31 protein-coding genes are annotated in these 25,237 nt (G+C 62.1%); 8 read left to right on the top strand and 23 right to left on the bottom strand.

What is annotated here, in order from left to right:
* Positions 1 to 35: 35 nt before the first annotated feature.
* Positions 36 to 1,367, top strand: coding sequence for a 30S ribosomal protein S12 methylthiotransferase RimO (gene rimO, locus ACLEJU_RS03115; RefSeq protein ID WP_435422400.1), 1,332 nt, complete (start codon positions 36 to 38; stop codon positions 1,365 to 1,367).
* 70 nt (positions 1,368 to 1,437) lie between these two features.
* Here the strand turns inward: rimO and ACLEJU_RS03110 are convergent, their stop codons facing one another.
* From ACLEJU_RS03110 to ACLEJU_RS03095, 4 genes are all read right to left on the bottom strand, one after another.
* Positions 1,438 to 2,187 carry a hypothetical protein gene (locus tag ACLEJU_RS03110; protein WP_435422401.1) on the bottom strand — a complete coding sequence of 250 codons (750 nt, stop codon included), beginning with the start codon at positions 2,185 to 2,187 and terminating at the stop codon, positions 1,438 to 1,440.
* 53 nt (positions 2,188 to 2,240) lie between these two features.
* A complete protein-coding gene (locus ACLEJU_RS03105) occupies positions 2,241 to 4,010 on the bottom strand; it encodes a DUF5666 domain-containing protein (protein ID WP_435422402.1) in 1,770 nt (589 codons plus the stop codon).
* Positions 4,007 to 4,852, bottom strand: a complete 846-nt coding sequence (locus ACLEJU_RS03100) for a DUF6502 family protein (RefSeq protein WP_435422403.1) — start codon at positions 4,850 to 4,852, stop codon at positions 4,007 to 4,009. The genes ACLEJU_RS03105 and ACLEJU_RS03100 overlap by 4 nt, the downstream gene beginning before the upstream one ends.
* A gap of 192 nt (positions 4,853 to 5,044) precedes the next feature.
* Positions 5,045 to 5,737, bottom strand: a complete 693-nt coding sequence (locus ACLEJU_RS03095) for a hypothetical protein (RefSeq protein WP_435422489.1) — start codon at positions 5,735 to 5,737, stop codon at positions 5,045 to 5,047.
* Between the two features lie 210 nt (positions 5,738 to 5,947).
* Here ACLEJU_RS03095 and ACLEJU_RS03090 point away from each other — a divergent pair, with 210 nt between their 5' ends.
* The 4 genes from ACLEJU_RS03090 (at position 5,948) to tsaA (ending at position 8,444) form a co-directional block, all read left to right on the top strand.
* Entirely contained in the window at positions 5,948 to 6,403 is a 456-nt protein-coding gene (locus ACLEJU_RS03090) for a GNAT family N-acetyltransferase (RefSeq protein ID WP_435422404.1), read from the top strand.
* A gap of 119 nt (positions 6,404 to 6,522) precedes the next feature.
* Positions 6,523 to 7,233, top strand: coding sequence for an rRNA pseudouridine synthase (locus ACLEJU_RS03085; RefSeq protein ID WP_435422405.1), 711 nt, complete (start codon positions 6,523 to 6,525; stop codon positions 7,231 to 7,233).
* A gap of 47 nt (positions 7,234 to 7,280) precedes the next feature.
* Complete coding sequence (locus ACLEJU_RS03080; RefSeq protein ID WP_103445297.1) at positions 7,281 to 7,742, top strand: DUF1456 family protein; 462 nt, start codon at positions 7,281 to 7,283, stop codon at positions 7,740 to 7,742.
* Positions 7,743 to 7,748: 6 nt separating this feature from the next.
* Positions 7,749 to 8,444 (top strand): tRNA (N6-threonylcarbamoyladenosine(37)-N6)-methyltransferase TrmO, encoded by a 696-nt coding sequence (gene tsaA, locus ACLEJU_RS03075; RefSeq protein WP_435422406.1) that lies wholly within the window; start codon positions 7,749 to 7,751, stop codon positions 8,442 to 8,444.
* A gap of 68 nt (positions 8,445 to 8,512) precedes the next feature.
* Here tsaA and fpr read toward each other — a convergent pair whose 3' ends face one another.
* Positions 8,513 to 9,292, bottom strand: a complete 780-nt coding sequence (gene fpr / locus ACLEJU_RS03070; RefSeq protein ID WP_435422407.1) for a ferredoxin-NADP reductase — start codon at positions 9,290 to 9,292, stop codon at positions 8,513 to 8,515.
* Positions 9,293 to 9,409: 117 nt separating this feature from the next.
* Here fpr and finR point away from each other — a divergent pair, with 117 nt between their 5' ends.
* Complete coding sequence (finR, locus tag ACLEJU_RS03065; RefSeq protein WP_103445299.1) at positions 9,410 to 10,336, top strand: LysR family transcriptional regulator FinR; 927 nt, start codon at positions 9,410 to 9,412, stop codon at positions 10,334 to 10,336.
* Here the strand turns inward: finR and ACLEJU_RS03060 are convergent.
* The 3 genes from ACLEJU_RS03060 to ACLEJU_RS03050 all read right to left on the bottom strand — a co-directional run bounded on the left by ACLEJU_RS03060 (position 10,333) and on the right by ACLEJU_RS03050 (position 12,312).
* Entirely contained in the window at positions 10,333 to 10,698 is a 366-nt protein-coding gene (locus ACLEJU_RS03060; RefSeq protein ID WP_010952700.1) for a diacylglycerol kinase, read from the bottom strand. The genes finR and ACLEJU_RS03060 overlap by 4 nt on opposite strands.
* Before the next feature lie 73 nt (positions 10,699 to 10,771).
* Positions 10,772 to 11,422: a response regulator transcription factor ErdR gene (gene erdR / locus ACLEJU_RS03055; protein ID WP_435422408.1), complete on the bottom strand. Its 651-nt coding sequence runs from the start codon at positions 11,420 to 11,422 to the stop codon at positions 10,772 to 10,774.
* A gap of 179 nt (positions 11,423 to 11,601) precedes the next feature.
* Positions 11,602 to 12,312 carry a tRNA-uridine aminocarboxypropyltransferase gene (locus tag ACLEJU_RS03050; protein WP_435422409.1) on the bottom strand — a complete coding sequence of 237 codons (711 nt, stop codon included), beginning with the start codon at positions 12,310 to 12,312 and terminating at the stop codon, positions 11,602 to 11,604.
* 224 nt (positions 12,313 to 12,536) lie between these two features.
* Here ACLEJU_RS03050 and ACLEJU_RS03045 point away from each other — a divergent pair, with 224 nt between their 5' ends.
* Entirely contained in the window at positions 12,537 to 12,956 is a 420-nt protein-coding gene (locus tag ACLEJU_RS03045) for a quorum-sensing-regulated virulence factor family protein (RefSeq protein WP_435422410.1), read from the top strand.
* On the opposite strand, the gene ACLEJU_RS03040 is transcribed toward ACLEJU_RS03045, so the two are convergent.
* Positions 12,957 to 13,160 carry a hypothetical protein gene (locus tag ACLEJU_RS03040; RefSeq protein WP_435422411.1) on the bottom strand — a complete coding sequence of 68 codons (204 nt, stop codon included), beginning with the start codon at positions 13,158 to 13,160 and terminating at the stop codon, positions 12,957 to 12,959.
* Positions 13,161 to 13,462: 302 nt separating this feature from the next.
* Between ACLEJU_RS03040 and ACLEJU_RS03035 the strand changes: the two genes are divergently transcribed.
* Entirely contained in the window at positions 13,463 to 14,581 is a 1,119-nt protein-coding gene (locus tag ACLEJU_RS03035; RefSeq protein WP_435422412.1) for an LOG family protein, read from the top strand.
* A gap of 64 nt (positions 14,582 to 14,645) precedes the next feature.
* Here the strand turns inward: ACLEJU_RS03035 and recX are convergent, their stop codons facing one another.
* The 14 genes from recX to ACLEJU_RS02965 all read right to left on the bottom strand — a co-directional run bounded on the left by recX (position 14,646) and on the right by ACLEJU_RS02965 (position 25,232).
* A complete protein-coding gene (gene recX / locus ACLEJU_RS03030) occupies positions 14,646 to 15,116 on the bottom strand; it encodes a recombination regulator RecX (RefSeq protein WP_435422413.1) in 471 nt (156 codons plus the stop codon).
* Between the two features lie 11 nt (positions 15,117 to 15,127).
* Positions 15,128 to 16,195 carry a recombinase RecA gene (gene recA / locus ACLEJU_RS03025; protein WP_054883434.1) on the bottom strand — a complete coding sequence of 356 codons (1,068 nt, stop codon included), beginning with the start codon at positions 16,193 to 16,195 and terminating at the stop codon, positions 15,128 to 15,130.
* A 103-nt stretch (positions 16,196 to 16,298) separates the two neighbouring features.
* The gene (locus tag ACLEJU_RS03020) at positions 16,299 to 16,781 is read right to left on the bottom strand and encodes a CinA family protein (protein WP_435422414.1); all 483 of its coding nucleotides are present in this window, start codon (positions 16,779 to 16,781) and stop codon (positions 16,299 to 16,301) included.
* A 54-nt stretch (positions 16,782 to 16,835) separates the two neighbouring features.
* A complete protein-coding gene (locus ACLEJU_RS03015) occupies positions 16,836 to 17,333 on the bottom strand; it encodes a hypothetical protein (RefSeq protein WP_435422415.1) in 498 nt (165 codons plus the stop codon).
* Between the two features lie 157 nt (positions 17,334 to 17,490).
* Positions 17,491 to 17,934, bottom strand: a complete 444-nt coding sequence (locus tag ACLEJU_RS03010; protein WP_435422490.1) for a lysis system i-spanin subunit Rz — start codon at positions 17,932 to 17,934, stop codon at positions 17,491 to 17,493.
* Between the two features lie 32 nt (positions 17,935 to 17,966).
* Entirely contained in the window at positions 17,967 to 18,515 is a 549-nt protein-coding gene (locus ACLEJU_RS03005; protein ID WP_435422416.1) for a glycoside hydrolase family 19 protein, read from the bottom strand.
* Between the two features lie 27 nt (positions 18,516 to 18,542).
* Complete coding sequence (locus tag ACLEJU_RS03000; protein ID WP_435422417.1) at positions 18,543 to 19,577, bottom strand: phage late control D family protein; 1,035 nt, start codon at positions 19,575 to 19,577, stop codon at positions 18,543 to 18,545.
* A 4-nt stretch (positions 19,578 to 19,581) separates the two neighbouring features.
* On the bottom strand, positions 19,582 to 19,788 hold the full coding sequence (locus tag ACLEJU_RS02995) for a tail protein X (RefSeq protein ID WP_110639806.1): 207 nt from the start codon (positions 19,786 to 19,788) through the stop codon (positions 19,582 to 19,584).
* The gene (locus ACLEJU_RS02990) at positions 19,763 to 20,608 is read right to left on the bottom strand and encodes a phage tail protein (protein ID WP_435422418.1); all 846 of its coding nucleotides are present in this window, start codon (positions 20,606 to 20,608) and stop codon (positions 19,763 to 19,765) included. The genes ACLEJU_RS02995 and ACLEJU_RS02990 overlap by 26 nt, the downstream gene beginning before the upstream one ends.
* A gap of 9 nt (positions 20,609 to 20,617) precedes the next feature.
* Positions 20,618 to 22,435: a hypothetical protein gene (locus tag ACLEJU_RS02985; RefSeq protein WP_435422419.1), complete on the bottom strand. Its 1,818-nt coding sequence runs from the start codon at positions 22,433 to 22,435 to the stop codon at positions 20,618 to 20,620.
* Positions 22,436 to 22,559: 124 nt separating this feature from the next.
* On the bottom strand, positions 22,560 to 22,862 hold the full coding sequence (locus ACLEJU_RS02980) for a phage tail assembly protein (RefSeq protein ID WP_435422420.1): 303 nt from the start codon (positions 22,860 to 22,862) through the stop codon (positions 22,560 to 22,562).
* Between the two features lie 10 nt (positions 22,863 to 22,872).
* Complete coding sequence (locus ACLEJU_RS02975) at positions 22,873 to 23,382, bottom strand: phage major tail tube protein (RefSeq protein ID WP_054885338.1); 510 nt, start codon at positions 23,380 to 23,382, stop codon at positions 22,873 to 22,875.
* 13 nt (positions 23,383 to 23,395) lie between these two features.
* Positions 23,396 to 24,562: a phage tail sheath subtilisin-like domain-containing protein gene (locus ACLEJU_RS02970; protein WP_435422421.1), complete on the bottom strand. Its 1,167-nt coding sequence runs from the start codon at positions 24,560 to 24,562 to the stop codon at positions 23,396 to 23,398.
* A gap of 82 nt (positions 24,563 to 24,644) precedes the next feature.
* Positions 24,645 to 25,232 carry a tail fiber assembly protein gene (locus ACLEJU_RS02965; protein ID WP_435422422.1) on the bottom strand — a complete coding sequence of 196 codons (588 nt, stop codon included), beginning with the start codon at positions 25,230 to 25,232 and terminating at the stop codon, positions 24,645 to 24,647.
* Between the last annotated feature and the right edge of the window lie 5 nt (positions 25,233 to 25,237).

Below are 25,237 nucleotides of genomic sequence, written 5' to 3'. Positions count from 1 at the left end.
GGCAGGGCGAACTGCATTCAATACCGAGGTTAGTCATGTCCACCACTCCCGCCACCCCCAAGGTTGGTTTCGTCAGCCTGGGTTGCCCCAAGGCCCTGGTCGATTCCGAGCGCATCCTGACCCAGCTGCGCATGGAAGGCTATGAAGTCGTGCCCACCTACGAGGACGCCGATGTAGTGGTGGTCAACACCTGCGGCTTCATCGACAGCGCCAAGGCCGAGTCGCTCGAAGTCATCGGTGAAGCGATCAAGGAAAACGGCAAGGTCATCGTCACCGGCTGCATGGGTGTCGACGAAGGCAATATCCGTGACGTGCACCCGAGCGTGCTGTCGGTGACCGGCCCGCAACAGTACGAGCAGGTGGTCAACGCCGTGCACGAAGTGGTGCCGCCCCGCCAGGACCACAACCCGCTGATCGATCTGGTACCGCCACAGGGTGTCAAACTGACCCCGCGCCACTACGCCTACCTGAAGATTTCCGAAGGCTGCAACCACAGCTGCAGCTTCTGCATCATCCCGTCGATGCGTGGCAAGTTGGTCAGCCGCCCGGTCGGTGAAGTGCTGAGCGAGGCCGAGCGCCTGGTCAAGGCCGGCGTCAAGGAAATCCTGGTCATTTCCCAGGACACCAGCGCCTATGGTGTCGACGTCAAATACAAGACCGACTTCTGGAACGGCCGCCCGGTCAAGACCCGCATGCTCGAACTGTGCGAAGCACTGAGCAGCCTGGGTGCCTGGGTGCGCCTGCACTACGTCTACCCGTACCCGAACGTCGATGACGTGATCCCGCTGATGGCCGCCGGCAAGATCCTGCCGTACCTGGACATCCCGTTCCAGCACGCCAGCCCCAAGGTACTCAAGTCGATGAAGCGCCCAGCCTTCGAAGACCGTACCCTGGCACGCATCAAGAACTGGCGCGAGAAATGCCCCGAGCTGGTGATCCGCTCGACTTTCATCGTCGGTTTCCCTGGCGAGACCGAGGAAGACTTCCAGTACCTGCTGGACTGGCTCACCGAAGCCCAGCTCGACCGCGTCGGCTGCTTCCAGTACTCGCCAGTCGAAGGTGCCCCGGCCAATGACCTGGGCCTGGAAGAAGTGCCGGATGACGTCAAGCAGGACCGCTGGGACCGCTTCATGGCGCACCAGCAGGCCATCAGCGCCGCCCGCCTGCAAATGCGCATCGGCAAGGAAATCGAAGTGCTGATCGACGAAGTCGAGGAGCAGGGTTCGGTTGGCCGCAGCTTCTTCGATGCCCCGGAAATCGACGGCAGCGTGTTCATCGACGGTAACCACGGCTTCAAGCCGGGCGATAAAGTGCGTTGCCGCGTGGTGGATGCCGACGAATACGACATGTGGGCCGAGCCCGTTTAAGGCAGCCTGCACATCAAAAAGCCCCTGCCCGGTATTCCCAACGAGGAATACCCGGGCGGGGGCTTTTTTGTCAGAAGGTGTGAAACACCATCAACCCACCTTCTGCATCAGGGCTGGCATCGGAAAAGCCCTTGACTGCATACAGTTGAATCTTCCATTCCCGGTTGAGCTTGTGGGTCAGGAACAGGGTCAGTTCCTGGATCTCCGAGCCTGTCGAAACGACTTTTTGCCGCCAGTCGTACGAGGCGCCCGCCGAGGTGCCTTTTGCCACAGGAATGGCAAAGCCCAGGCTGGTAAAGATCGGATCCCTGAAGTCGCTGCCTGGGGGATCGCCGAACTTCTTCCAGCCCAGAGTTGCGAAGCCGGTCACCGGGCCGAATGCCTGGGCGATATCGACCTGGCCGGCATAGTCGTACTCGCCGGTGCCCAGGCACTGTTTTTCATCTGCAGTGGGGAATTTGACCTTGCCGATGAAGTCCAGCATGAGGCCGCCGTCACTGCCGTCGAGCAGTGCGTAGTCGGCGCTGGCAACCGTGTCGCCCAGCCCGCTCTCCACCGCATGGCATCCGCCGGGCAAGGGGTCACCATTGGGGCCTACTTCAGGGTTGGTGATGCGCAGCCAAGGCACAGTGACCTTGTAGGTCATGGGGCCGGTTTCATACTTGCCGACCACGGGGACGTACCAGATTTCCGAAGTGGTGCCCGTGCCATAGTCGCCACTCGAATAGTCCATGCCAATGGAGGCGCTGAAAGTGTCGGCCTGGACCGACGCACCGGTAAAGGACAGCAGACAGGCGAAAAGAGGGAGCGCGGGTCTCATCTGCACCTCGGGTTCCGTCGGGAAGTGTGATCGGACTTACCCAGCCTAGTTGCCTAATGCCCGGACCGCTCCGGATGCTCTACTTTTTCGACCTTCTCGACTTTTTCTACCGTTTCGGGCTTTTCGACTCTCTCTACTTTTTCAACTTTCTCGACTTTTTCAGGCTTTTCGACCTTTTCGACTTTTTCCACCTTCTCGACTTTCTCAGGTCTTTCGACCTTCTCGACTTTCTCAGGTCTTTCGACCTTCTCGACTTTTTCCACCTTTTCGACTTTCTCAGGCCGTTCGACCTTTTCGACTTTCTCCACCTTCTCGACTTTCTCGGGCTTTTCGACTTTCTCTACTTTCTCGACCTTTTCCACCTTCTCGACTTTTTCGAGCTCAACTTTTTCAACATGCTCGACCTTCTCCACCCGGTCGGAGCTGCCACTGTTGCTGGTCTCGCGCTGCTCCACGCTGTCGACATGCCCTGACTTTCCAGACCTGTCCTCACTTTCAACGCTGTCATGGCCACTGGACTCGCTGATCGAACTCCGTCCACTGTGATCGTCACTGTCTTCGCTGCGGCTGCTGGAGGCGCCACGCTCACCCTGGCCACTGTTGCTCGAGCTGCCCGAGCCGCTGGTACCGTGCTCGCTGTTACGCCCGGAATGCCCTCTGTCCGCACGGTCGCCGCGGTCATCATCGAACTCGATGCGGGAGGCCCGTAGCTCGTGCGTGGCACTGAATACACCGCTTATCCGCACCCGTTGATCAAGCGCAATGGCTGCAGGCTGCTTGCCGACCATCACAGTATCCTGCCCCAGCGTCACGTTGATGCCGCCGACTACCAGCTGATGCGCCTGAGTGCGCTGCACCAGCCCCTCGATCACCGCAGTCTGCACTCTGCCGGCAAACGGCAGGCTCGGGTCAGCGCGGGTTTGCGCGACTTCCAGCTGGTTCCCGGTCCATTGGCCGCGCACCAGCATTTCCCGCGCCGGCGCCACGCGCGTCCCCAGCTTCAGCCCCTGCAGGCTGCCTGGGCGATCGACAGTTCCGATGGCACTGGCCTCCCGGAGCCCTGGCGCCCGCTCGATACGGCTAGCCACCACTTCACCTGCCGCATCGCGCATGCCGCTGACCCTGACCGGCTCGCCGGGGCGCAGCCCTTCAGCCACGCGAGCCCCGGCGGCAAGGCGCACAGGTTGCCCCATGACCCGCAGTGGCCCCGAAGCATTCGGCAGCGCCGTCACCGGCCCCTCGTAAACGTTGAGAATCGCGATGCGCCCGGCTTGCAGGCCGCGCTGTGTGCCATAGGCCTCCACCGCGACAACCTGGCCGATCGCCAGATGAGCGCTGCTGGCAGGGGCACCGTTTTCACTCACAGGTACATCCTTGCCGTAGTGCACTTCCTGGCCGTTGACGCAGATCGAAGCGAACCCGGTGATGGTGCCGACGATCCCCGTGCCACCGGTACCGCCCGGGCGCTGGATCGGGGCACCGCTACCGCCCACGCCGCCATGGCCATGATCGATAAAGGTACCGTCTACACCCTCCGCCACCGCGCCAGTACCGCCCGTTCCGCCGGGGCGCTGCGGGAGCGGCGCCCCCGTGCCACCCACCCCGCCGTTATCACTGCGCACGCCGGTTCCGCCAACTCCGCCGGTTCTGGCGCCTGTACCACCGGTGCCCCCCGGAAACTGCATGCCCGTAGCCCCAGCCATACCCACTTCATCACGGCTGACACAAACCGGTGCTGCAATTACTTCGGCAGGCGCCACCAGGTTCAGCCCGAAACCCAGGGCAAGTGCGACGAGGCTGAGGCAGCGCGCGAGGGGGGTCATGAGTCGGCTGTCTTCGACGAATCGGGGTCGGTGGCTTCAGTGTAGAAATACAGCCCGACGGTAATGCGCTGGCGTTCCTCATGGCTCGGCACGTCGGTGTTTTCCAGCTCGGCAGCCAACCGGCTAAAAGCCAGCAAGGTTTGCATGCCATCCTTGGAGACCGCTTCACGCAGCGTGCCGACGCTGGCCAAGGTCAGGGCATCGTAGTGCACGCTGCGTTCGAAAAACGGCAGGCCTTCGCCACTGAGGTTATGCACCGCTGCGCAGGCGTGGTCATGCAGGTTGTGGCCAAAATACGCGGCTTTCTCTTCAAAGCCTTTCTGCGGAACGAATGCCTGGGCTTCGAGGTGAACGCAATCCTGATCATCGAGGCGAACGATGCCCAGGCGCAGCCACTCATCCAGTACCACCCGCCCACGGATGTCGGTACTGATCTTCGCCACCAGGGCATCGAAAGAGCAATCGCCGCCAACGCTGGCTAGCCGTGGCAGCGCCAGCGCCTGCCCGGCCTCGGAGCAGAACGGTGGGCTGGTGGTCCATACATTCACCAGCTGCGCGCCTAAAGTGATGTTTTCCGGCAGCTCAGCGTCAGTCGCGTCATTTTCACTTCGCAGCCGCCGGACATCCTTGCGATGCACGCCGGTAAGCAGGCTGATACGGCTGTCTGTCGGCACCTTGTCGTCCAGGCGAAACTCGCGATGAGCTACATCGACGAAGACTTCCTTGAGTACGTCGGTGAACATCGTATAGGTCACCCCTTTGCGCAGCATCAGGCGCACCAGGGGCCGCATGACCCTGCGCAGTGCGCTCAACATGGACGGGGGGATAGAGGGCGATTGCATGGAGCGCATTCCTTGACAGTTGAACCCAGCATACGATGCGGGAAAACATCCCGCACGAATCGTAACTACTTCCCGCAGAGGATGAGAAAAAGCTGTCAGCCCTCACTGCAAACGCGTGATAGGGTCTCACTGCCCGAGACCCGCTCATACAAAACCCGTCCCCTGGGTCTTGTATGGGCTGTTCATTGCCAGTCAGCTCCTGCTGTTGTCATCGCCGACTTCGCCGGCGGCATGAGCACCGCGGTCATCACCTTGTTCGCGACCCACATGGTTGCCGTTATCGTCACCAGGTTCACCACCAACGTGATTGCCATGATTGTCGCCAGGTTCACCGCCAACATGATTGCCATGATCATCACCGGGCTCACCGCCAACATGATTGCCATGATCGTCACCGGGTTCGCCGCCAACGTGATTGCCATGATCGTCGCCGGGCTCACCGCCAACGTGATTGCCATGGTCATCACCCCTTTCAGCATGGCTGCTGCTGCGTCCGGAGTTTGAATTGCCATCGTGGCCCAGGCCTGCTTCACCATGGCCGCTGCCACTGTTACCGGCATGGCCGCCACCGCTGCCGCCGCCACCACTTCCACCGCCGCCGTGGCCACCACCACCGCCACCACCGCCGTGGCCACCACCGCCACCGCTTCCACCGCCACCGCCGTGACCACCACCGCCACCGCTTCCACCGCCACCGCCGTGACCACCACCGCCACCGCTTCCACCGCCACCGCCGTGACCGCCACCACCGCCACCGCCACCGCCACCGCCACCATCCTTGGCATAGGCGCTGGAGCCATGAGAAATCGAATCTGGAACCAAAACGATGGCCGTCGACAGCACGCTTGCAACGGCAACCGCCAATAGAGCTTTTTTGAACAGCATGTGGATTTGCATTTTCCGTCTCCAGGTCTTCGCCATGAGAACGCCAAATCAAGCCGGGAATCTGTTGTAAGTTCTTTCTTTTCTTTGCGTGGGAATTTTTCCCACGCATAATTAATAGACCTCCGCGTCCCAGGCTTCAAGCCGTGCACGCAGAAGCCGACCAGTGGTTGGCCTGCTATGTTTGCTCTATCGCTCAGGAGGAACACCGGCATGCATTTGGCTCTGACGCTGCACACCCCGCGCTACAGCGACTACAGCGAGCTGGTGCAGATCTGGGATGAGTCGGTGCGCGCGACCCATGACTTCCTTCCCGAGGCCTACATCCTGTTGCTGCGCGAACAAGTGCTTCGCCGCTACCTCGACGCCGTGATGCTGATCTGTTGCAAGGATCGCCAGCGAATCTGCGGCTTTGCCGGTGTCGCCAACGGCTGCGTGCACATGCTGTTCGTCGCACCGGAATACCGCGGCAAGGGCGTTGGCCAGCGACTGCTGCGTTATGCAATCGACGAATTGAATGCCGAACGCCTGGACGTCAACGAACAGAACCCGCAAGCCCTGGGCTTCTACTTGCACGAAGGCTTCGAAGTGGTCGGCCGCTCGGAAACGGATGGCTTGGGGCAGCCCTATCCCCTTCTGCACATGAGGCTGATTCCTACAGCGCCTTAGGGCGGCGTCCGAATATGCCGTAGTCTGCGTCCAAAACGGCGCATTTGACACAGATTCCCATCATCAACCGCGCACAGGCAGGTACAATGTAGGTCTTTCCCTGCCTTGCGAATTGCCCCATGTCCGAACCCGTCCGCCTGTCCAAACGCCTCATCGAGCAGCTTGGTTGCTCCCGCCGCGAGGCCGAGCTGTACATCGAAGGAGGCTGGGTCACGGTCGATGGCGTGGTGGTCGAGCAACCTCAGTTCAAGGTCGACGACCAGCGCGTCGAACTGCTGCCGGGAGCACGCGCCGAGGCATTGGACCCCGTCACCCTGCTGATGCACCAAGCGGCCGGTATCGACAGCGAAACCGCCCGCGCCAGCATGAACATGGGCAACCTCAGCGAGGCCCACCGCGAAGGCGTACGGCCCCTGCACGGGCACTTTGCCCGCCTGACCAGCCTGGCGCCGCTGGAACGTGGCGCCACCGGCCTGCAGGTGTTCACCCAGGACTGGCGCGTCACCCGCAAGATCGACGCCGACCTGCGCCGCATGGAGCAGGAGTACATCATCGAAGTGCGCGGTGAGACCACGCCTCAGGCCTTGGAGCGCCTGGCGCGCGGTGCGACGCGTAATGACCGGGAACTGCCCAAGGCCAAGGCCAGCTGGCAGAACGAAACCCACTTGCGCCTGGTCGTGAAAAACCCGCAACCCGGGCAGATCAGCGAGCTGTGTGCCTACCTGCGCCTGGAAGTGCTGGGCATGCGCCGCATTCGCCTGGGCGGTGTATCAATGGGCAAGCTGCCCGTGGGGCAGTGGCGTTACCTGGCAGCCACCGAACGTTTCTAAGCAATGCGCCACGCCCCGGCGTGGCTACTGAACAGGATTTTGCAGCAATGAACCACAACGATGTCCTACGCAGCTTGCGCTACATGCTCAAGGTGAACGACGCCAAGATGGCCGAAATCATCGCGCTGTCCGGCCTCGAAGTTAACCCGATCGTACTGGCCACCTACTTGAAGAAGGAAGACGAAGCCGGTTTTGTGCGTTGCCCGGAGCGGGTCATGGCGCACTTCCTCGACGGCCTGGTGATCCACCGCCGTGGCAAGGACGACAGCCGCCCGCCACAGCCGGTCGAGCTGCCGGTGACCAATAACACGATCCTGAAAAAATTGCGGGTGGCCTTCGAGCTCAAGGAAGAAGACCTGCACGCCATCCTCAAGACGGTCAATTTCCCGGTGTCCAAGCCTGAACTGAGCGCGCTGTTCCGCAAGGTCGGGCATGACAACTATCGCCCGTGCGGCGACCAGCTGCTGCGCAACTTCCTCAAGGGCCTGACCCTGCGCGTGCGCGGCTGAGTGACCATGCAGCATACCGTTGCACCGGTCGGCATCGTCCGCTCCTGCTTCAAGGAGAAGTTTGCCATCCCGCGCCAGCCGCAGCTGGCGCCAGCTGCCCGCGGGGTGCTGGAACTACTGCCGCCGTTCGATCAGGGCGATGCGGTGGCCGGGCTGGAGCAGGTCAGCCATGTCTGGTTGCTGTTCCTGTTCCACCAGGCCCTGGAAGACAAACCGCGCCTGAAAGTGCGCCCGCCACGCCTGGGCGGCAACAAGAGCATGGGCGTGTTCGCCACCCGCGCCACCCATCGCCCCAACGGCATCGGCCAATCGGTGGTACGCCTGGAGGGCGTGGAACCAGGGCGCCTGTTGCTGTCCGGGATCGACCTGCTGGACGGAACGCCGGTACTGGACATCAAACCCTATGTCCCGTACGCCGACAGCGTGGCCGGGGCAAGCAACCTGATGGCAAGTGATGCGCCGGTCGCGATTGCCGTTGGCTGGAGCGACAGCGCCCTGCCCCAGGCCCACGCACATGGGCTGCGCCTTGGCGAACCGCTGGTGGAACTGATCGAACAATGCCTGGCGCAGGACCCGCGCCCGGCTTATCAGGTGCCACCGCCGGAACGGGTATACGGGGTGAAGTTCTGGGATGTGCAGGTCCGCTGGCATTACCCGCAACCGGATCAGATCCAGGTGCTGGAAGTCGTTCGGGAAGGCTGAAAATCACCATCTTGCAGGCATAAAAAAACGCAGACCCGGGTCTGCGTTTTTTCGTTGCTGCGTTCGTCTTACTTCTCGACGAATGCACGCTCGATCAGGTAGTCACCCGGCTCGCGCATGCGCGGGGAGACCTTCAGGCCGAAGCTGTCGAGCACTTCGCTGGTCTCGTCGAGCATGCTCGGGCTGCCGCAGATCATCGCGCGGTCGTCTTCCGGGTTGATCGGTGGCAGGCCGATATCGCTGAACAGCTTGCCGCTGCGCATCAAGTCGGTCAGGCGGCCCTGGTTTTCGAATGGCTCGCGGGTCACGGTCGGGTAGTAGATCAGCTTGTCACGGACCGACTCACCGAAGAACTCGTTCTGCGGCAGGTGCTCGGTGATGAACTCGCGGTAGGCCACTTCATTGACGTAACGCACACCGTGAACCAGGATCACTTTTTCAAAGCGCTCGTAGGTTTCCGGGTCCTGGATGACGCTCATGAACGGCGCCAGGCCAGTGCCGGTGCTCAGCAGGTACAGGTGCTTGCCCGGTTTCAGGTCGTCGAGGACCAGGGTGCCGGTTGGCTTCTTGCTGATGATGATCTCGTCGCCTTCCTTCAGGTGCTGCAGCTGCGAGGTCAGCGGGCCGTCCGGGACCTTGATGCTGAAGAACTCCAGGTGCTCTTCCCAGTTCGGCGAAGCGATGGAATAGGCGCGCATGAGCGGACGGCCGCTGTCCTGCTGCAGGCCGATCATCACGAACTGACCGTTCTCGAAGCGCAGGCCCGGGTCGCGGGTGCACTTGAAGCTGAACAGGGTGTCGTTCCAGTGGTGCACACTGAGGACACGTTCGTGGTTCATGTTGCTCATCGATGGGGCTCCTGAAGAAAACGCAGCGCGCAAGACGCGCAGTTGCGCGATAGTTTAGGGGCAGCGAGAATATCTGTTAACTGAATTATCAAGATATGTGTTATCGGTTATATAGATATGCGATTTACACTTCGTCAGCTCCAGGTATTCGTCGCCGTGGCCCAGCACCAGAGTGTGTCGCGGGCTGCCAGCGTGCTCGCGCTTTCACAGTCGGCGGCAAGCACTTCCATCACCGAACTTGAGCGGCAATCGAGCTGCCAGCTGTTCGACCGCGCCGGCAAGCGCCTGGCGCTCAATGCCTTGGGCCATCAATTGCTGCCCCAGGCCGTCGCCCTGCTCGACCAGGCCAAGGAAATCGAAGACCTGCTCAATGGCAAGTCCGGCTTCGGCTCCCTTGCGGTCGGTGCCACACTGACCATCGGCAATTACCTGGCCACCCTGCTGATCGGCAGCTTCATGCAGGTACACCCGGAGAGCCAGGTCAAGCTGCATGTGCAGAACACTGCGCATATCGTGCACCAGGTTGCGCAATACGAAATTGATCTGGGTCTGATCGAAGGTGACTGCAACCACCCGGACCTGGAGGTGCAGCCGTGGGTCGAGGACGAGCTGGTGGTGTTCTGTGCTCCGCAACATCCACTGGCCAAGGCCGGACGCGCCGATGTCGAAGCTCTGTCGCAAGAGGCCTGGATCTTGCGCGAACAGGGTTCTGGCACACGCCTGACCTTCGACCAGGCCATGCGCCATCACCGCACCAGCCTCAACATCCGCCTGGAGCTGGAACATACTGAGGCGATCAAGCGTGCCGTGGAGTCGGGGCTGGGTATCGGCTGTATTTCCCGCCTGGCCCTGCGCGATGCCTTCCGCCGCGGCAGCCTGGTACCGGTGGAGACGCCGGAGCTGGACCTGATGCGCCAGTTCTACTTCATCTGGCACAAGCAGAAATACCAGACCTCGGCGATGCGTGAATTCCTGGAGCTGTGCCGTAACTTCACTGCGGGCTTTACCCGCAGTGACGAGATCGTCTTGCCACCGATCGCTTAAAGCAGAATCACACCCCATACCAGCGCGACCATGGTCAGCGCCACCAGTTGCGCGGCGCTGCCCATGTCCTTGGCGTTCTTCGACAACGGGTGGCGCTCCAGCGAGATGCGGTCGATGGCTGCTTCCACTGCCGAGTTGAACAGCTCAACGATCAGGCCGAGCAGGCACACGGCGATCATGATTGCCCGCTCGGCACGGCTCACCGGCAGCCAGAAGGCGATCGGGATCAGCAGTACGTTGAGCAGTACCAGCTGGCGGAAGGCGGCCTCGCCCTTGAAGGCGGCGCGCAGACCGTCCAGCGAATAGCCGGCGGCGTTGAAGATGCGTTTCAGGCCGGTCTGGCCCTTGAATGGCGATGTCATGTGAGTCACTTCACAACAGAAAGGCCAGCAGACTAGTGCGGCACGGGTCAAAAAAGCGTGAATCCAGGCGTTGTCAGCTGCTGGCAACCGATTCAAGTTGTTGCAGCAACAGCGCCGCCTGGGTACGGGTGCGCACGCCCAGCTTGCGGAAGATGGCGGTTACATGGGCCTTGATGGTCGCTTCCGACACACTCAGTTCATAGGCGATCTGCTTGTTCAGCAAACCTTCGCAGACCATGGTCAGCACGCGGAACTGCTGTGGGGTGAGGCTGGCAAGGCCTTCGCTGGCGGCCTTCGCCTCGGCCGAGACGTCGACCTTCTCGAAGGCTTGAGGTGGCCACCAGACATCGCCGTCAAGCACTTTTCTCACGGCATCCTGAATGACTTCAAGGCCGCTGGACTTCGGAATGAAGCCGCTGGCACCGAACTCGCGGGACTTGACCACTACGGCGGCCTCTTCCTGCGCCGAGACCATTACCACCGGAATTTGCGGGTACTGGCCGCGCAGCAGGACCAGCCCGGAGAAGCCATAGGCTCCCGGCATGTTCAGGTCCAGCAGGACCAGGTCCCAGTCGGCTTTTTCGCTCAGGCGGGTTTCCAGTTCGGCGATGCTCGCCACTTCAACCAGGCGCACATCGGGGCCCAGGCCGAGGGTAACGGCCTGGCGCAGAGCGCTACGAAACAGCGGGTGGTCATCGGCTATCAGGATTTCGTATGTGGCCATCGATCTATGGATCCTGTTCTGTGCCAGGCGCATGCGGGGTAGTGAAGCGCCTGGCGGGGAATCGGCGCCAAGGATGCCGAGCACGGCTGGAGGTGGTCAAGCCAACTACCCTGCCGCCTCGCCCACCCTGGCTGCCAGCCCCGTCATTATGAACCAAAGTGAGACTTATGCCCTTTGGACTATAGGAAGGTATGCAAACGCTGGTGGGTGTCGTCCTGATCATCCAGCGGCAGGCGACGCTTGCCACTGAGGTAATGCAGGCTGAACACGTCGAGGTAAGCATCCAGCGCCTGGGAAGCCTGGTTGTCACCCGCCAGGTCCAGGCACATGGCAGCGACTTCGGCGGTGCAGAAATGATCGTCACGCTTGGACCGGCGCAAGCGATAGCGCGACATCTGCTCGGCTTGCAAGCTAAGCACCGGGAAGCGATCGAGATACGGACTCTTGCGGAACATCTTGCGGGCTTCGGTCCAGGTGGCATCGAGCAGGATGAACAACGGGCGCTTGCCCGGTTCGCGGACGACCTCGCTGACCACCCGCTCCTCGGCGACGAACTCGCCAGGGAAGACGATGTAGGGCTGCCACTGCGGGTCGTCGAGCAACGCCAGCAGGCCTTCGTCCACCGACGTGCGTAGCCAGCCAAAGGCGCTTGTGTCTTCGATCAGGTCGGCGATCAGCCAGCCAGTGTTGGTCGGCTTCAATGGCTCGGTGTCATGCATGATCAGGCACACGCCGGAGTCGGCCTGCACCTTGGGCTTCCACGCACACAGGCAATGGGTGGCGATCACCCGGCAATCGGGGCAACGCTCGGCGCGTGAACCACGGGCAATAAAAGGCTTGATGCTGCGTGCCAGGCGCTCGGCACGCAGGCGTGCTACCGCGTGGCTCATGCTGGCAAGCCTGTGGACGGGTTGTGACTGGACACTGCAAGGACTCGGAAGGTGCAAAACGCCAGTCTACCAGAGCAGGCGCCATTTGGCCGTGCAGCACAACCAACCGCCCCTTATAATCGGCGCCATTGGCCACCGTGAATTTGCCTGCGTTGCAGCGGGTTTCATGGAACGCCCGCCGCCGGCGCATGTCAAAGCGCCAGTCATCGAACCAGGAGAGATTCATGCTGCGTCTTATCGTCCCGACCCTGAGCCTGCTGCTCACCCTGCCACTGGCAGCCCAGGCTGCCTCCAAGCAGGAGTTCGAGCTCAACAAGCTGCTGCAGAAGGTCGCCACGGAAAGCAGTGTCGGCACCCCTCGCGCCATCAACGAAGACATTCTCGATCAGGGCTACACCGTTGAAGGCAAGGCGCTGGTCAACCACCTCAGCGTACGTGCCGAGCATGCCGCACGCATGCAACAAAATCCGGCCCAAGTCCGCAGCCAGTTGGGCGACAGCGTCTGCCGCAACAGTGGTTTCCGAAACCTGATGTCCAAAGGTGCGGTGATGGTCTATCGCTTCACCGTGTACAAGACCAATCAGCCGGTCATGGACCAGGCCTTCGATGCTGCCAGCTGCACCGCTGGCAACAAGAAGAAGTGACTAGGTAACTCGCTCTCCCTCGGCGCGCCGCGACTCTTCGTCGGCGCGCATATCTGCCAGCAGTGCCTGCAGGTAGCGGGACTGGCACTCAAGCGCTGCGAGCCTGCGACGACACTCTGTTTCCAGGCTCACATGGTGATCCTGGGCTGCATGTTCCAGCTGCTGGTACAGCTGCCGGTCTACCTCGATGACCAAGCGATGCATACCGCCACCTCCTGCATCGACACGTTTCGCTTCTCCAGTTAACCAAACCCTCACCGGAGCTGGTCGCCGGCCGACGAGTGGCCGCTGTGTTCGCGCCTGCACGATCAGGCGCAAAGGTCTAGATTGATAGCGAAGGCCCGAAAAACGCCTAGCCGGACTGTCACTCCCGTCCACGGTCTTGAAGGGCTACTGCAATGCTCGGGATGCACACTCGAGTCACGGCAGCCAGCGACACACGTAGTGTCGCGGCCGGGCCACAGCATCGGCCCGGTCAGAGGTTTTGCTGCAGAAGGAGACGTTGAATGCCTTACCAATCGAATGAACACTTGTTCAATCACTTCAGGGACCACGGCATCGACCTGAGCAAGATCGACCAGCAACTGCAACTGGTCGCGCCGGACAGCCCCAACCTGCCGCTATATCGCGACATGATGCTCACGGTCTTGCGCATGGCCCACGACGACAGCGACCGCTGGAGCGCCAAGATCACCTTGCAGGCCTTGCGCGAGCTGGACCACTCGTTCCGCATGCTCCAGCGCTACCGGGGGCGACGCAAGGTCACCGTGTTCGGCTCGGCACGCACCCCCGTGGAACACCCGATGTACGCCCTGGCCCGTGAACTGGGGGCGACCCTCGCCCGCTCCGAACTGATGGTCATTACCGGGGCTGGCGGCGGCATCATGGCGGCCGCCCACGAAGGCGCTGGCAGTGACCATAGCCTGGGCTTCAACATCACCTTGCCCTTCGAGCAGCATGCCAATGCCACGGTGGATGGCACCGACAAGCTGCTGCCGTTCCACTTCTTCTTCATTCGCAAGCTGTTCTTCGTCAAGGAGGCCGATGCACTGGTGCTCTGCCCCGGCGGCTTCGGCACCCTGGATGAAGCGCTTGAAGTACTGACGCTGATCCAGACCGGCAAGAGCCCACTGGTGCCGGTGGTACTGCTGGACTCACCGGGTGGCACGTTCTGGCGCGACTGCCTGGCGTTTATCAGCCGCCAGCTCGAAGAAAACCGCTACATCCTGCCCAGTGACTTGAAGCTGCTGCGGCTGGTGCACAGCGCCGATGAGGCCGTCGAGGAAATCAACCAGTTCTACAGCAACTATCACTCCAGCCGCTGGCTGAAGAACCAGTTCGTGATCCGCATGCACCATCGGCTCAGCGAGGCCGCACTGCAGGACATTCAGGAGGGGTTTGCTGACTTGCGCCTGAGTGGCCGGTATCACCAACACGCCGACAGCGGTGCCGAGCACGAGGTGGGTAACTTCAACCATCTGACGCGGCTGACGTTTGCCTTCAATGGCCGTGACCAGGGGCGACTGCGGGAACTGGTCGATTTCATCAACTTGCCGGAAAACTGGGCCAAACCGGAGCCGATGCATACTACCCAGCGGGCTCGGGAGGCGCTGAAGGTCAGCTGAAGGGTAATTTGCGTGATAAAGCAAATGGCCTCATCGCTGGCGTGCCAGCGATGAGGCCATTTGACTAGTAATCATCCAGATCCCGGCCGCTGAGCAACCTACCGATCATGTCCATGGGGAAACCGCGGTAGGCGAGAAACCGAGTCTGCTGGGCGCGACTTCGAGGATCCTGGGGGCGAAGCCCGGCGAATTTGCGCTGCCAGGTATCCCGCAGCAGCGCTGCCCAATCCACTTCGCTTTCACGCAGGGCCTGCTCGATATCACTTCGATTCAGCCCGCGCTGGCCAAGCTCCTCGCGAATACGCGCCGGCCCATAGCCGGAGCCAGAACGGTATCGGATGAAACTCTCGAGATAACGGGCTTCGCTAAGCAGCCCTTCTTCGGCGAGCCGATCGAGCGCAGGCTCGATCAATTCATCCGGGGCACCGCGCTGACGCAACTTGCGCGTCAGCTCGACGCGACCATGCTCGCGGCGCGCGAGCAGATCCATGGCTGTCCGCCTAACGGCGACGGGGGTGTCAAGTACGGCGGACATACCAGCTGCTATCAATAACCGGCGTCGGCGTCAGCCATGTCGTCGGCATCGGCTTCAGCGGCCGCAGCCTTGCCAGCTTCGGCAACAGCACCGGCCTTGAGCAGCTTCTCGCGAATTTGCTTCTCGATCTCGGCACCAATGGCCGGGTTTTCTGCCAGGTATTTGGCCGCGTTGGCCTTGCCCTGGCCGATCTTGTTGCCTTGGTAGGCGTACCAGGCACCGGACTTCTCCACCAGGCCTTGGGAAACACCCAGGTCGATGATTTCGCCGTTGCGGTAGATACCCTTGCCGTAAAGGATCTGGAACTCGGCCTGACGGAACGGAGGCGAGACCTTGTTCTTGACGATCTTGACGCGGGTTTCGCTGCCGACCACTTCGTCGCCTTCCTTGACCGCGCCGGTACGGCGGATGTCCAGGCGCACCGAGGCGTAGAACTTCAGGGCGTTACCACCGGTGGTGGTTTCCGGGCTACCGAACATCACGCCGATCTTCATGCGGATCTGGTTGATGAAGATGACCAGGCAGTTGGCGTTCTTGATGTTACCGGTGATCTTGCGCAGTGCCTGGGACATCAGACGGGCCTGCAGGCCGACGTGCATGTCGCCCATTTCACCTTCGATCTCGGCCTTCGGCACCAGTGCAGCCACGGAGTCGACGATGATTACGTCAACGGCGTTGGAGCGCACCAGCATGTCGGTGATTTCCAGGGCCTGTTCGCCGGTGTCCGGCTGCGAGACCAGCAGGTCGTCGACGTTGACGCCCAGCTTGCCGGCATATTCAGGGTCGAGGGCGTGTTCGGCGTCGACGAAGGCGCACGTAGCGCCATTCTTCTGGGCTTCGGCGATGACCGACAGGGTCAGCGTGGTTTTACCCGAGGACTCCGGGCCGTAGATTTCAACGATACGGCCTTTTGGCAGACCGCCGATGCCAAGCGCGATGTCCAGGCCCAAGGAGCCGGTGGAAATGGCCGGGATGCCCTGGCGCTCGTGGTCGCCCATGCGCATGACCGCGCCTTTGCCGAATTGGCGTTCGATTTGACCCAGGGCCGCAGCCAAGGCGCGCTTCTTGTTGTCGTCCATTGAAATCCTCACGTGTTCGACTTGGCCCTGACGGCCGGAATACCTGTATAAGTAGCCAGTATTATTCCACAGGCTGGCGCGCGCGCAAACCCCTGTCGTCGATTTACTCGGTGCCAAGCTGTAACAAGCCGTCTAACGCGGCGATCACCGTCTGTCGGCGTACCGATTCGCGGTCACCGTCGAAGTGCCGGCGTTCGCTGCTGACATGATTTCCATCGGCCCAGGCGAGCCACACGGTCCCCACCGGCTTGGCCGGTGAACCGCCGTCGGGCCCGGCCACGCCACTGACGGCCACGGCAAAGCGTGCGCCGCTGGCGGCCTGGGCGCCACGGGCCATGGCCTCGACCACTTCCTGGCTGACCGCGCCAACCTCGGAGAACAGCGCCTCGGGCACGTTCAGCTGACGGGTTTTCTGGGCATTGGAATAGGTTACGTAACCGGCCTCGAACCAGGCCGAGCTGCCGGGCACCCGGGTGATGGCCTCGGCGATGCCACCGCCAGTGCAGGATTCGGCGGTGGTCACTTGCGCGCTGAAGCGGCGCAGGTGTTCGCCAAGGCGGGTGGAGAGAACGGTGATCGGGTCCATGACAGATTCCTCGCAAAAACTGGTCGTCACCCTAACAGGCCCCTGAATACACGATCAATGGCTGGCACGACGCTGCGCGAGCAACCACAAGGGGTAGTGAATGAACACGAGATAGGCCGCCAGCAGCGAATACTCGAACATCACCATGAACATGGCCGCAAACACCGGAAAGAGCACACGGCTTTCACCAAATATGCGGTATTTGGAGCGCCCTGCGGAGGCGTCCAGGTAACTGAAATAGCTGTAGTAAATGCTCACCGTAGCGATCGCTACAATCGAGCAGCACAACAGCACGAAGCGTCGCCGATTGATGGCCAGCAATGGTTCCGCCGGGCGGAAACGATGCTTACGCCAATGCAGTATCAACACCAGGGAAACAATTGGCGCAGCGATAACTACGTAATTGGCTATCACCTTGGAGTCCAGAGGAAAGCGTGAAGACCAAGGGCCGACTCTGCCAAACAGGTGCAAGTCGATGAAGTTTTCAAAACGCGATGAAAAATCACCTGCAGGTAAAAGAAACATCCACGCCGCAACAATGAAAATGGGCAACAAACTCACTAGCGTGATACTTGCCGGTCCTGATAAACGGGACAACGTCTTGCATGTTCGCATGCCTTATCGCTCACTCCCTGCGACGGATTTTGGCGCCCCATACCCAGAAGCGCCATGAAGCGCCATGTTCCACCATCTGAACAACATTTGAAAATCAATCGGCATACAGCTTGCGGACATAATCCTGACAAGCCCGCAACGCAATCAACCCCCGGTCCCCTTCATCGGTGATGGCGATAATTCGTCGAGCATGCGCCGGCTCAAGTCCGGCGCGTACGGTTGCATGATCCACGCTGCCGGCGCCGGCGGCGGCAGGCACTGCGTTGCAGGCGGCGTCGCGCTCGACCAGGACCGACAGGCGCAGATCGGCAGTAGCAAGGCGATCACGCAGGCGAGCCTGAGCGTGTTGCGCATCGGCAAACTCCTTGAAATGACGGCTTTCACTTTGTTCCAGGCGTTGTTCGAGGGATTGGCGCTGACCGCGCTCGGCGAGCAGCCGGGCAGCCTCGGCATCGGCCTGGGCTTGCGCCTGCTGCGCCAGTTGCCGCCCGTAGCGCCAGCCCTGCACCTGCCAGGCCAGCGCTACGCACAGCACCATCAGCAATGCACCGAGGCCCAGTTGCAAGCGGCTCAACACAGCACCTCGCGCGCCCGCGCCCAGAGCTTGAGGCGATCCTCCAGCCCATTGAGCCCACCATTGATATGGCGCGTGATGCGATTGAACTCGCCGCGGTCAGCCAGGCCATTGAGCCCACGCGAATGCCAAAACCACGCCGCCGACTCGCAGGCCCAGCGCGGCTGTTCGAGCAACTGCGGTTGCGCCAGCAGGCGCTCGTCGCCGAACAGCGCACGGCTGCAGGCCTGATAGTTGTTGCGCCCGGTGACCTGGATCAGGCCGCGCCCGCAGTACAACTGGCCATCGCCATCGGCCTGCGGCGTGTTGCCCAGGCGCAAGGCCAGGCTACCGGTGTCATAGCGCGCCAGGTAGCGGTCGTTGCCCAGCTCCTTCACATAGCGGAACTGGCCGGACTCGTGGCCGACCTGGGCGACGAACGCCGCCACACGCTTGGGGTTGTCGATTTCCCAACGTGGCAGGGTGACGTTCAGTGCCGACAGAAAAACGCCTGCAACGGGGCGGGCGTTCGGCAAAATGTGTAGCAATTGCGTTTCAGTGAGCATGTCTGACACTCCTTCCCTGTATCGTCCTCAAGCCTTGATCGCAGCCTTGCGGCGGGGCGCTGCGCCCTTGGCCTGTACCTTGCCCGCCTTGCCGCCATTGCCCTGCAGCGTGGTGCGCCAGCCCGAGGCGGTGAACACCTGCTCCACCGAGTCGATCTGGTATTGCCCGTCGAGGCCATCGACAAAGCCCTGCAGGGCGATGCTGCGTTCGGCGAACAGGTCGGTGCGCCCAGGCAGGTCGAGGCGCACATGGGCGGTGCTGCGGTTGAAGCTGGCCAGCCGCGCCCTGGCCGCCTGCTCGGCGGCGGCGCGGTTGGGGTACAGGTGACGGTCGGTGTGCACCGGCCGCTGGCCATCCGCAGCCCCGTCGTTGGCCAGTTCGACCGTCATCAGCTCACCGCTGGCACTGTCCTGGTGACGGGTGCGTACGGCCTTGCGCGCGGATTTGTCGTCCAGGCGGAAATACCATTGGCTGACATCGCTGCGGGCAATAGCGACTACATCCAGGGGCTTGCCGCTGGCGCTCTGCCCGCCCTGGCGCGGCAGCACCAGCAACTGGCCGTTGGCGAGCTTGGCGGTGCTGTCGTACTGCAAGGCCAGGCGGGTGATGAAATTGAAATCCGATTCGTTGTACTGATCGACCCGCGGCACCAGGGTGAGCACCGGGCAGATCGCCTGCCAGCCATTGCGTGCGCCGATTTCGGCAACAATGCGCTGCAACGGCATGCCCTCCCAGCTGCCGCTGCGGATGGTTCGGCCAGTACCACGCAGGTCACTGGCCTTGCCACGGATCACCAGGGTGTCGGGCGGGCCGGATAACTCGACCTCATCGACGGTGTAACGCCCCAGCCGGGTCAGCGGCTGGCCGGCGTACCCCAGATGCACCTCGATCAACGCGCCACGCGCGGGCAGCGCCAAGGCGCCATCGCGGGCGTCGATGCGCAGTTCGAAGTCGTCCGACTCCATGCCCGGCTTGTCGGTGGTGCGCAGCAGCAACAGGCGGTCGTTGATCAGCGCAGTGATGTCCTTGCCGTCGGCCTGGATGCGAAATTGCGGTTGCATGGCATCAGTCCCACAGCTGCACGACGTTGGCCTGCGCCAGCGCCAACATCGGCAAACGAATCATCACCCCGCTGCGAAACGGCTGGGCCTCCTCGGCCAGCCCCTGGTTGGCCTGGAGCACCGCTTCGACACTGCCGTCGAGGTGCCCGTAATAGTGATGGCAGAGGGTATCGAGCACATCGCCCTCAGACGTTTTGCAAGTCTTGTCCATAGCTGACGAACTCCAGTGAGAAACCTTGTTTGCGGGGAATGCCACCGGCCAGCAAGGCGCCCTGGTCTTCCTCGATGCTGGTCAGGCACCAGGTACCGAGCACTTCGCCGTAACCGGTAGTCAGCGACAGCGGCAGCAGCTGGCGGCCAATGCCGCGCAGTGCCTGCAACTGGCCGAGGCCACCTTTGAAACCGGGGAAGATCGCGCCGCGGATGCTGATGGTTTCTTCACCGAGGCTGACCGCCTGCTGGGCGTTTTCCCGGCTCAGGCGCTCCTGCCCCGCCCAGCGAAAACGCGTTTGCCGGCGCAGCTGGTCGAAGGCGGCGGTGTCGAGGTTGAAGTAGTAAGGCGCAGCGTTGGCCTTCAAAGGTTGCAACACCAGCAGGTGCGGGAACGGCTTGATCGCCTCGGCCGCCGGCGTAGCCTCGGGCGCGAAGCCAAAGGTCGACAACACGCCCTTGGCCACGGCCTTCACATCGCCGATCACCCGGCGGATTGCCGCGTCGGCCTTGCCCAGGTGCTCGGCAAAGGCATCGACCTGGTCCCGCACCTTGCGCACCACCTCCAGCGTCTGGTCGTACTTGGCGACCACCTTGTCGACGCGCTGCTTGGCCGAGTCGATGGCGCGCATCGTGCGTTGCAGGCGCTTGCCGATTTCCTTGCCGATCCATGGCAGGGCTTCGAGTTCGGCGGCCGCCTCCTTGGCGTGGCCGACCGCCTGCTGTATCGGGTCGAGCATGGCGTCGGCATGCCGACGCCCCTCCTCGCCCGCCTTGACCAGTGCATGCAAGCCGCCTTGCAACTGTTCCAGGTAGGTCATGAAAACTCCTCATACGTAGATGGGATCAGAAAGCTGTGTAGAGGCATTGCGACTAATCAGCTCTTGCAAGGTGCGTTTCACTATCGCTTCCAGTTGCTGCAGGGTCGCTGGATGATCAAGGCTGCCATTGACCGTTACCGGCATGCTGGTGTTGAAGGTGTAATGCTGATCGATCGGCTGTTGGTCGTTGAGGGAGGAAGAAACCGGGGTAGCAGGGTCTGGCAGGACAGTCGATGCAGCAGGAACACGCATGGGTAACGGACGTTCATCCTTTTCCTCACGCGGTTCTACAGGTGCAGCAGGCCGTAGCAGCGACACAGGTGCCAACGGCTGCTGCCTTGCTGTCTCAGGCTGGTGCGCAGCGGACGGTACCAACAGCCGCCTGATGATCCGGGCGCCGACCTGCTCATCGACCGACTCCCCTGTCGGCCGGGGAGTGACCGAATGCTTGAGCGGATCCAGCAGTGACACCTGCTGTTGGCGCTCCGCAACCGGTGATGACAGAAGGCGCCTGCCGGTGGTCGTGCCCAGTTGAAGTTCTAAGAAGGAGTGGTCCGGTATGGGTGTGACCGGTTGCTTTGCAGGATCAAGAAGAGAAATCGGTGCTAAAGGCTTGCGGGCCACCTCATCCTTGGTCAGGCTCCTGACTATCCACCCAGCCAATTCGCTTCCGGCCTTGTCACCGATTGCCGATCCAACGGTCATTCCGATAGAAGGGTCAACGAAGGGCAAGAATCGTTTAACGACCAGGCCACCTGCAATCGAGCCGGCCGCGCCCCCAACCGCTCCGCCATACCCTTCTGCCGCTTCCTCTGCCGTGGTTGCGGTCATGTAGGTATGGCCTGCCTTGAGGGCCACCTCCAGCAAGACACTCTTCCCTTCGGACTTGAGAAGCTCGCCGACTGTCCTCCAGGGTGTCAGAGGCTTGCCGATATCGGTAGGCGATGGGCCTGCGTCTGCGCCGAGCGGATAAGGCTCATTGGCTGCCGGGCGATCCTTCCCTGCCCATCCCTTGAACTGTTTCATACCCAACGCCGGTAGACGCCGACCGACATCTTGAATGCCTGTAACCGAGCCGAAACTTACACCGGCCAGCATGTCCAGCCCCAGTTTCCCCCACGAGTCGGCATCCTCCTTCCGGGATTCACCCGTTTCGGTTACAGCTGCTTCGCCTGGAGCACTCGACACAGGATCAGGTGCCAGGCTCTTACCTGCTGCTGCCCCGGCCTTATCACCTAGAAAGCCGCCCAGCACCTTGCCGTACTCGACATTCTTGCCTGCATACCTGCTCAAGACCGCACCCAATGCGCTCCCGGCAAGTCCTCCGGCGGCGCCGCCCAATCCTTCACCCCACTCTTGGGCTGTGGAAGCGCTCGCGGCAGTGGAACCGACTTTCAGCAGCGCATCCAACCTGCCAGCCCGGGCGGCTGTCTTGCCCGCTTCGATTGCTTGCGTACGCCGCCGCGCACGGTCAACTGGGGCAGTTGAAGGTGTTGCATCGGCACCCAGCGGGTAGTCATCGATATCGAGGGGCCTGGACCGTCCACTGGGACCAGCCCTGATCGAGAACTGGCCGATAACAGCACCCGTCTGAATCTCCCTGTCATCGTTCGAGGCGCCATCACCCGCGTGGTCGACAGGCTCGGCAGTCGGCACAACTGCCGTCTCGGTCTCATACTGTTGAGGCGATTTCTGCCTCATTGCCTGCAGAACAAGCCCAAGTATCCGCTTCTGATGACTGAACACTTGGGCCAGGCTGACTTGATCGCGCTCAGGATCGGAGCGCGGCTGTTGCAATACATCCGTCGCCGTAGATCTGTCCGCCATCCTTATCTCCCTTCATTCGGTGAGCCACCAGACCATGTCGCCGTACGACATGGTCATGATTTCGCTCGCGGAAAAGCTCAGCTCCTTGGCCAGCCGCCTGGCGGCGGCCTTCTGCCGGGCCGGGTCAAAGTTCGTCGTCCTGCACCAGGCGAAAATAGCCGCTTTGCAGGCGGCTATAGTCCTTCAGGGCTAGGCCTTCGAGGTCCTTGATGCCGACCTCGGCCAGCGACGCGAACAGGTTCAGCTCGCGCTGCTCGTCGTCGACGCCGCCACCGGCCTGGGCATTGCGGATATCGCGCACGGTCGGTGCGCGCAGCGACAGGCTGTCGACCTGCACACCATTGGCTTCGCTGGGACGCGACAAGCGCACGGTGACGCGGTCGGCACTCAGGGTCAGCCACTGTGGCTGCTTTTTCGCTTGAGCCATGGTTGCCCCCTTACAAGCCGAGCGCGGCGCGCTGGGCGGCCAGTTGGTCGACGCCGTCGATCACGCGCTTCATGCCCAGCGCGTCGATCTCGTAGAGCAGGCGGCCATCGACTTCGAGCTTGTAGTAGCTCAGGCCGACGCTGTGCTTGATCTCGGCCTTGTCGCCGGACTTCCAGTCGCCCATGTCGATTTCCTTGAGAGTGCCGCGCAAGGTCACCACCACCGGGGTGATGTTGCCCTTGAGGCCCTTGAAGGCACCGCGGAAGGTGCCATTGAAGCCGCTGCCATCGGCCAGGCCGAAGAACTTCAGCGCTTCACGGCGCACGCCGGTGGTGGTGAAGGCCGCTTCCTGCTTCTCCATGCCCAGGTCCATCTCGACCGGCATGTCCATGCCACCGGGGCGGTGTTCTTCCATCTTCAGGGTGAGTTTGGGCAGGGTCAGGCTGGGTACATCGCCCTGGAAGCTGACGCCATCGACGAACAGGTTCAGGTTGGCCAGGGTTTCGGGAATCATTGCCATGTAAGTGTGCTCCTTAAGCAGCGGAATCGAGGACTTCGGTCAGCCACTGGTTAGTGACTTCAACGCGGAAATTGGGGTTTTCGGCAGGCGGCACGTCGGTGAAGCGGATGTTCCAGTACACCTTGCCCTGCTCAAGCGCGCTGGCGGTGTTCAGCTCCGGGTCGGCGAAGACCTCGAAGTTGATGATCGCGCCCTGGTTCTTCAGGTCGCGCATGAAGGCCTGCAGGCCCTCGGTGACGTCCTTGACGTAGGTGGCGGTGATGGCGCGATCGACGGCCCACTTGTGGCCGTAGAGGATCGCGTCCATGACGATGTCCATGGTCCGCACACGGGTGACAAAGGCCCATTTCGGGTCGCTGGACAGGGTGCGGTTACCCCACAGGCGGAAGCCGTCGTCGCGGATGATGGTGGCGATGTTGGCGTTGTTCAGCAGGTTGGCGCGACAGCTGTCGTCGCCATCGAGGAACTCCACCGGGCGGGTGGTGCCGGTGATGCCGACGAACTCCTTGTTCGACGGCGAGGCCCAGAAGCCGTATTCGCTGTCGGTCCAGGCGAACAGGCCGGCGACCCAGGCCGAGCCCGGCGCATCGACGGTAGCCTCCTCGCCGTTGTCGAAGTACTGCACACCCGGGTCGACCAGGAAAGCGCGCTTGGCGCCGAAGTTCTTGGCGTAGTCGATGGCCGCTTCGTCTGTGGTGTTCGGGCCGTCGATGATGGCGATACCGCGCAGCTTGTCGGCCAGGGCCACCAGTGCGGTGCCGACCGCCTGGGTCGCGCTGTGGCGCGGGGCTGCCAGCAGCCGTGGCTGGGCGTTGAAACGGCTCTTGCCGTCGAGCAGCGCCTGCAGGCCGGTGCGCTTGCCGTCGGCTTGAACGCTGCCGATGATCGCTGCGGTTTGTTCGGCCGCATCGTCCAGCTTGGCCACGCCACAGGCGACGATGACTGCCTTGGCACGGGTGAAGATGGCGCGGCAGGCCCTGGTAATGGCCGCCTGCTCACCGAAGGCGGCGACGGCTTCACGTTCGCTGGTGATCAGCACCAGGTCGTTGGCCTTGGCGGTGGCGCCAGCACCTTCGGTGAAGGTGTCGACCAGGCCAATAATCGAGGAAGAAGGCAGCGCGATGCTGCGGGCGCCGGTGTCGACGTTGGTCACGGTGACGCCGTGGAAGAATCCGCTCATAAAATCTCCAGATACAAGAAGCCCCGTCACACGGGGCCAAAGTGATACAGCAGAAAAGAAAACGCCCCGGCAGTGCGGGGCGTCAGGTGAATAACTGATCGTCTTCAGGGCTCGGCGGCCATTCGACGTCGGTTGGGAAACCGGTTTGTTGCTCGATTCGCCCGAGCTCGATCCGATAGGTTTTCCAGGCCTGCAGCTGCGAAAGCTCCGATTCGGTGGCTCGATCCAGGTCGATGGCATCCTGCAGCGGCGCAATGCGCATACTGGCGAGCACCAGGCGTTCGTCGCGCTGGATCAAGGCTTCCTGGCGCATGCCCAACTGCTGAGCCGCGCTATCGAGCACCCAGACCTGCCCGTCCCAGTGGTGATAAGGCCCTGGGCGAGGCTCATGAGCCAGCCCGACGGGCAAGGGCCCGAGCTGCAAGAAGAGCAGCGGTTCGCCGGTGACCGTGCTGAATAACTCTCCGCGGTGGTCCTCGACCAGTTCCCATGCGGTCTGGTCGCTGTTACGGACGACCGCATAGCCCTTTGCTGCCTGCGGAGGGGCATCAAGATACGCGCGGGCCGGCACCAGCCAGTTGCCCAGCACGACTGGGTCAGGGTCGGCGGTACCGGTCCCGCAGAATTGCCAGTTGAAAGGGTCCGCGTGGTAGATCGTTGGGGCGTCCATGGTGG

The organism is Pseudomonas sp. SMN11 (genome assembly GCF_052041945.1).
GTDB lineage: Bacteria > Pseudomonadota > Gammaproteobacteria > Pseudomonadales > Pseudomonadaceae > Aquipseudomonas.
The sequence above is the reverse complement of the archived record's forward strand: the minus strand, read 5'-3'. Positions and strand labels throughout refer to the sequence as shown.

Coding starts and splice junctions, on each gene's coding strand:
- rimO (WP_435422400.1), top strand. CDS start 36: ATGTCCACCACTCCCGCCACCCCCAAGGTTGGTTTCGTCAGCCTGGGT.
- ACLEJU_RS03110 (WP_435422401.1), bottom strand. CDS start 2,187: ATGAGACCCGCGCTCCCTCTTTTCGCCTGTCTGCTGTCCTTTACCGGT.
- ACLEJU_RS03105 (WP_435422402.1), bottom strand. CDS start 4,010: ATGACCCCCCTCGCGCGCTGCCTCAGCCTCGTCGCACTTGCCCTGGGT.
- ACLEJU_RS03100 (WP_435422403.1), bottom strand. CDS start 4,852: ATGCAATCGCCCTCTATCCCCCCGTCCATGTTGAGCGCACTGCGCAGG.
- ACLEJU_RS03095 (WP_435422489.1), bottom strand. CDS start 5,737: ATGCTGTTCAAAAAAGCTCTATTGGCGGTTGCCGTTGCAAGCGTGCTG.
- ACLEJU_RS03090 (WP_435422404.1), top strand. CDS start 5,948: ATGCATTTGGCTCTGACGCTGCACACCCCGCGCTACAGCGACTACAGC.
- ACLEJU_RS03085 (WP_435422405.1), top strand. CDS start 6,523: ATGTCCGAACCCGTCCGCCTGTCCAAACGCCTCATCGAGCAGCTTGGT.
- ACLEJU_RS03080 (WP_103445297.1), top strand. CDS start 7,281: ATGAACCACAACGATGTCCTACGCAGCTTGCGCTACATGCTCAAGGTG.
- tsaA (WP_435422406.1), top strand. CDS start 7,749: ATGCAGCATACCGTTGCACCGGTCGGCATCGTCCGCTCCTGCTTCAAG.
- fpr (WP_435422407.1), bottom strand. CDS start 9,292: ATGAGCAACATGAACCACGAACGTGTCCTCAGTGTGCACCACTGGAAC.
- finR (WP_103445299.1), top strand. CDS start 9,410: ATGCGATTTACACTTCGTCAGCTCCAGGTATTCGTCGCCGTGGCCCAG.
- ACLEJU_RS03060 (WP_010952700.1), bottom strand. CDS start 10,698: ATGACATCGCCATTCAAGGGCCAGACCGGCCTGAAACGCATCTTCAAC.
- erdR (WP_435422408.1), bottom strand. CDS start 11,422: ATGGCCACATACGAAATCCTGATAGCCGATGACCACCCGCTGTTTCGT.
- ACLEJU_RS03050 (WP_435422409.1), bottom strand. CDS start 12,312: ATGAGCCACGCGGTAGCACGCCTGCGTGCCGAGCGCCTGGCACGCAGC.
- ACLEJU_RS03045 (WP_435422410.1), top strand. CDS start 12,537: ATGCTGCGTCTTATCGTCCCGACCCTGAGCCTGCTGCTCACCCTGCCA.
- ACLEJU_RS03040 (WP_435422411.1), bottom strand. CDS start 13,160: ATGCATCGCTTGGTCATCGAGGTAGACCGGCAGCTGTACCAGCAGCTG.
- ACLEJU_RS03035 (WP_435422412.1), top strand. CDS start 13,463: ATGCCTTACCAATCGAATGAACACTTGTTCAATCACTTCAGGGACCAC.
- recX (WP_435422413.1), bottom strand. CDS start 15,116: ATGTCCGCCGTACTTGACACCCCCGTCGCCGTTAGGCGGACAGCCATG.
- recA (WP_054883434.1), bottom strand. CDS start 16,195: ATGGACGACAACAAGAAGCGCGCCTTGGCTGCGGCCCTGGGTCAAATC.
- ACLEJU_RS03020 (WP_435422414.1), bottom strand. CDS start 16,781: ATGGACCCGATCACCGTTCTCTCCACCCGCCTTGGCGAACACCTGCGC.
- ACLEJU_RS03010 (WP_435422490.1), bottom strand. CDS start 17,934: ATGGTGCTGTGCGTAGCGCTGGCCTGGCAGGTGCAGGGCTGGCGCTAC.
- ACLEJU_RS03005 (WP_435422416.1), bottom strand. CDS start 18,515: ATGCTCACTGAAACGCAATTGCTACACATTTTGCCGAACGCCCGCCCC.
- ACLEJU_RS03000 (WP_435422417.1), bottom strand. CDS start 19,577: ATGCAACCGCAATTTCGCATCCAGGCCGACGGCAAGGACATCACTGCG.
- ACLEJU_RS02995 (WP_110639806.1), bottom strand. CDS start 19,788: ATGGACAAGACTTGCAAAACGTCTGAGGGCGATGTGCTCGATACCCTC.
- ACLEJU_RS02990 (WP_435422418.1), bottom strand. CDS start 20,608: ATGACCTACCTGGAACAGTTGCAAGGCGGCTTGCATGCACTGGTCAAG.
- ACLEJU_RS02985 (WP_435422419.1), bottom strand. CDS start 22,435: ATGGCGGACAGATCTACGGCGACGGATGTATTGCAACAGCCGCGCTCC.
- ACLEJU_RS02980 (WP_435422420.1), bottom strand. CDS start 22,862: ATGGCTCAAGCGAAAAAGCAGCCACAGTGGCTGACCCTGAGTGCCGAC.
- ACLEJU_RS02975 (WP_054885338.1), bottom strand. CDS start 23,382: ATGGCAATGATTCCCGAAACCCTGGCCAACCTGAACCTGTTCGTCGAT.
- ACLEJU_RS02970 (WP_435422421.1), bottom strand. CDS start 24,562: ATGAGCGGATTCTTCCACGGCGTCACCGTGACCAACGTCGACACCGGC.
- ACLEJU_RS02965 (WP_435422422.1), bottom strand. CDS start 25,232: ATGGACGCCCCAACGATCTACCACGCGGACCCTTTCAACTGGCAATTC.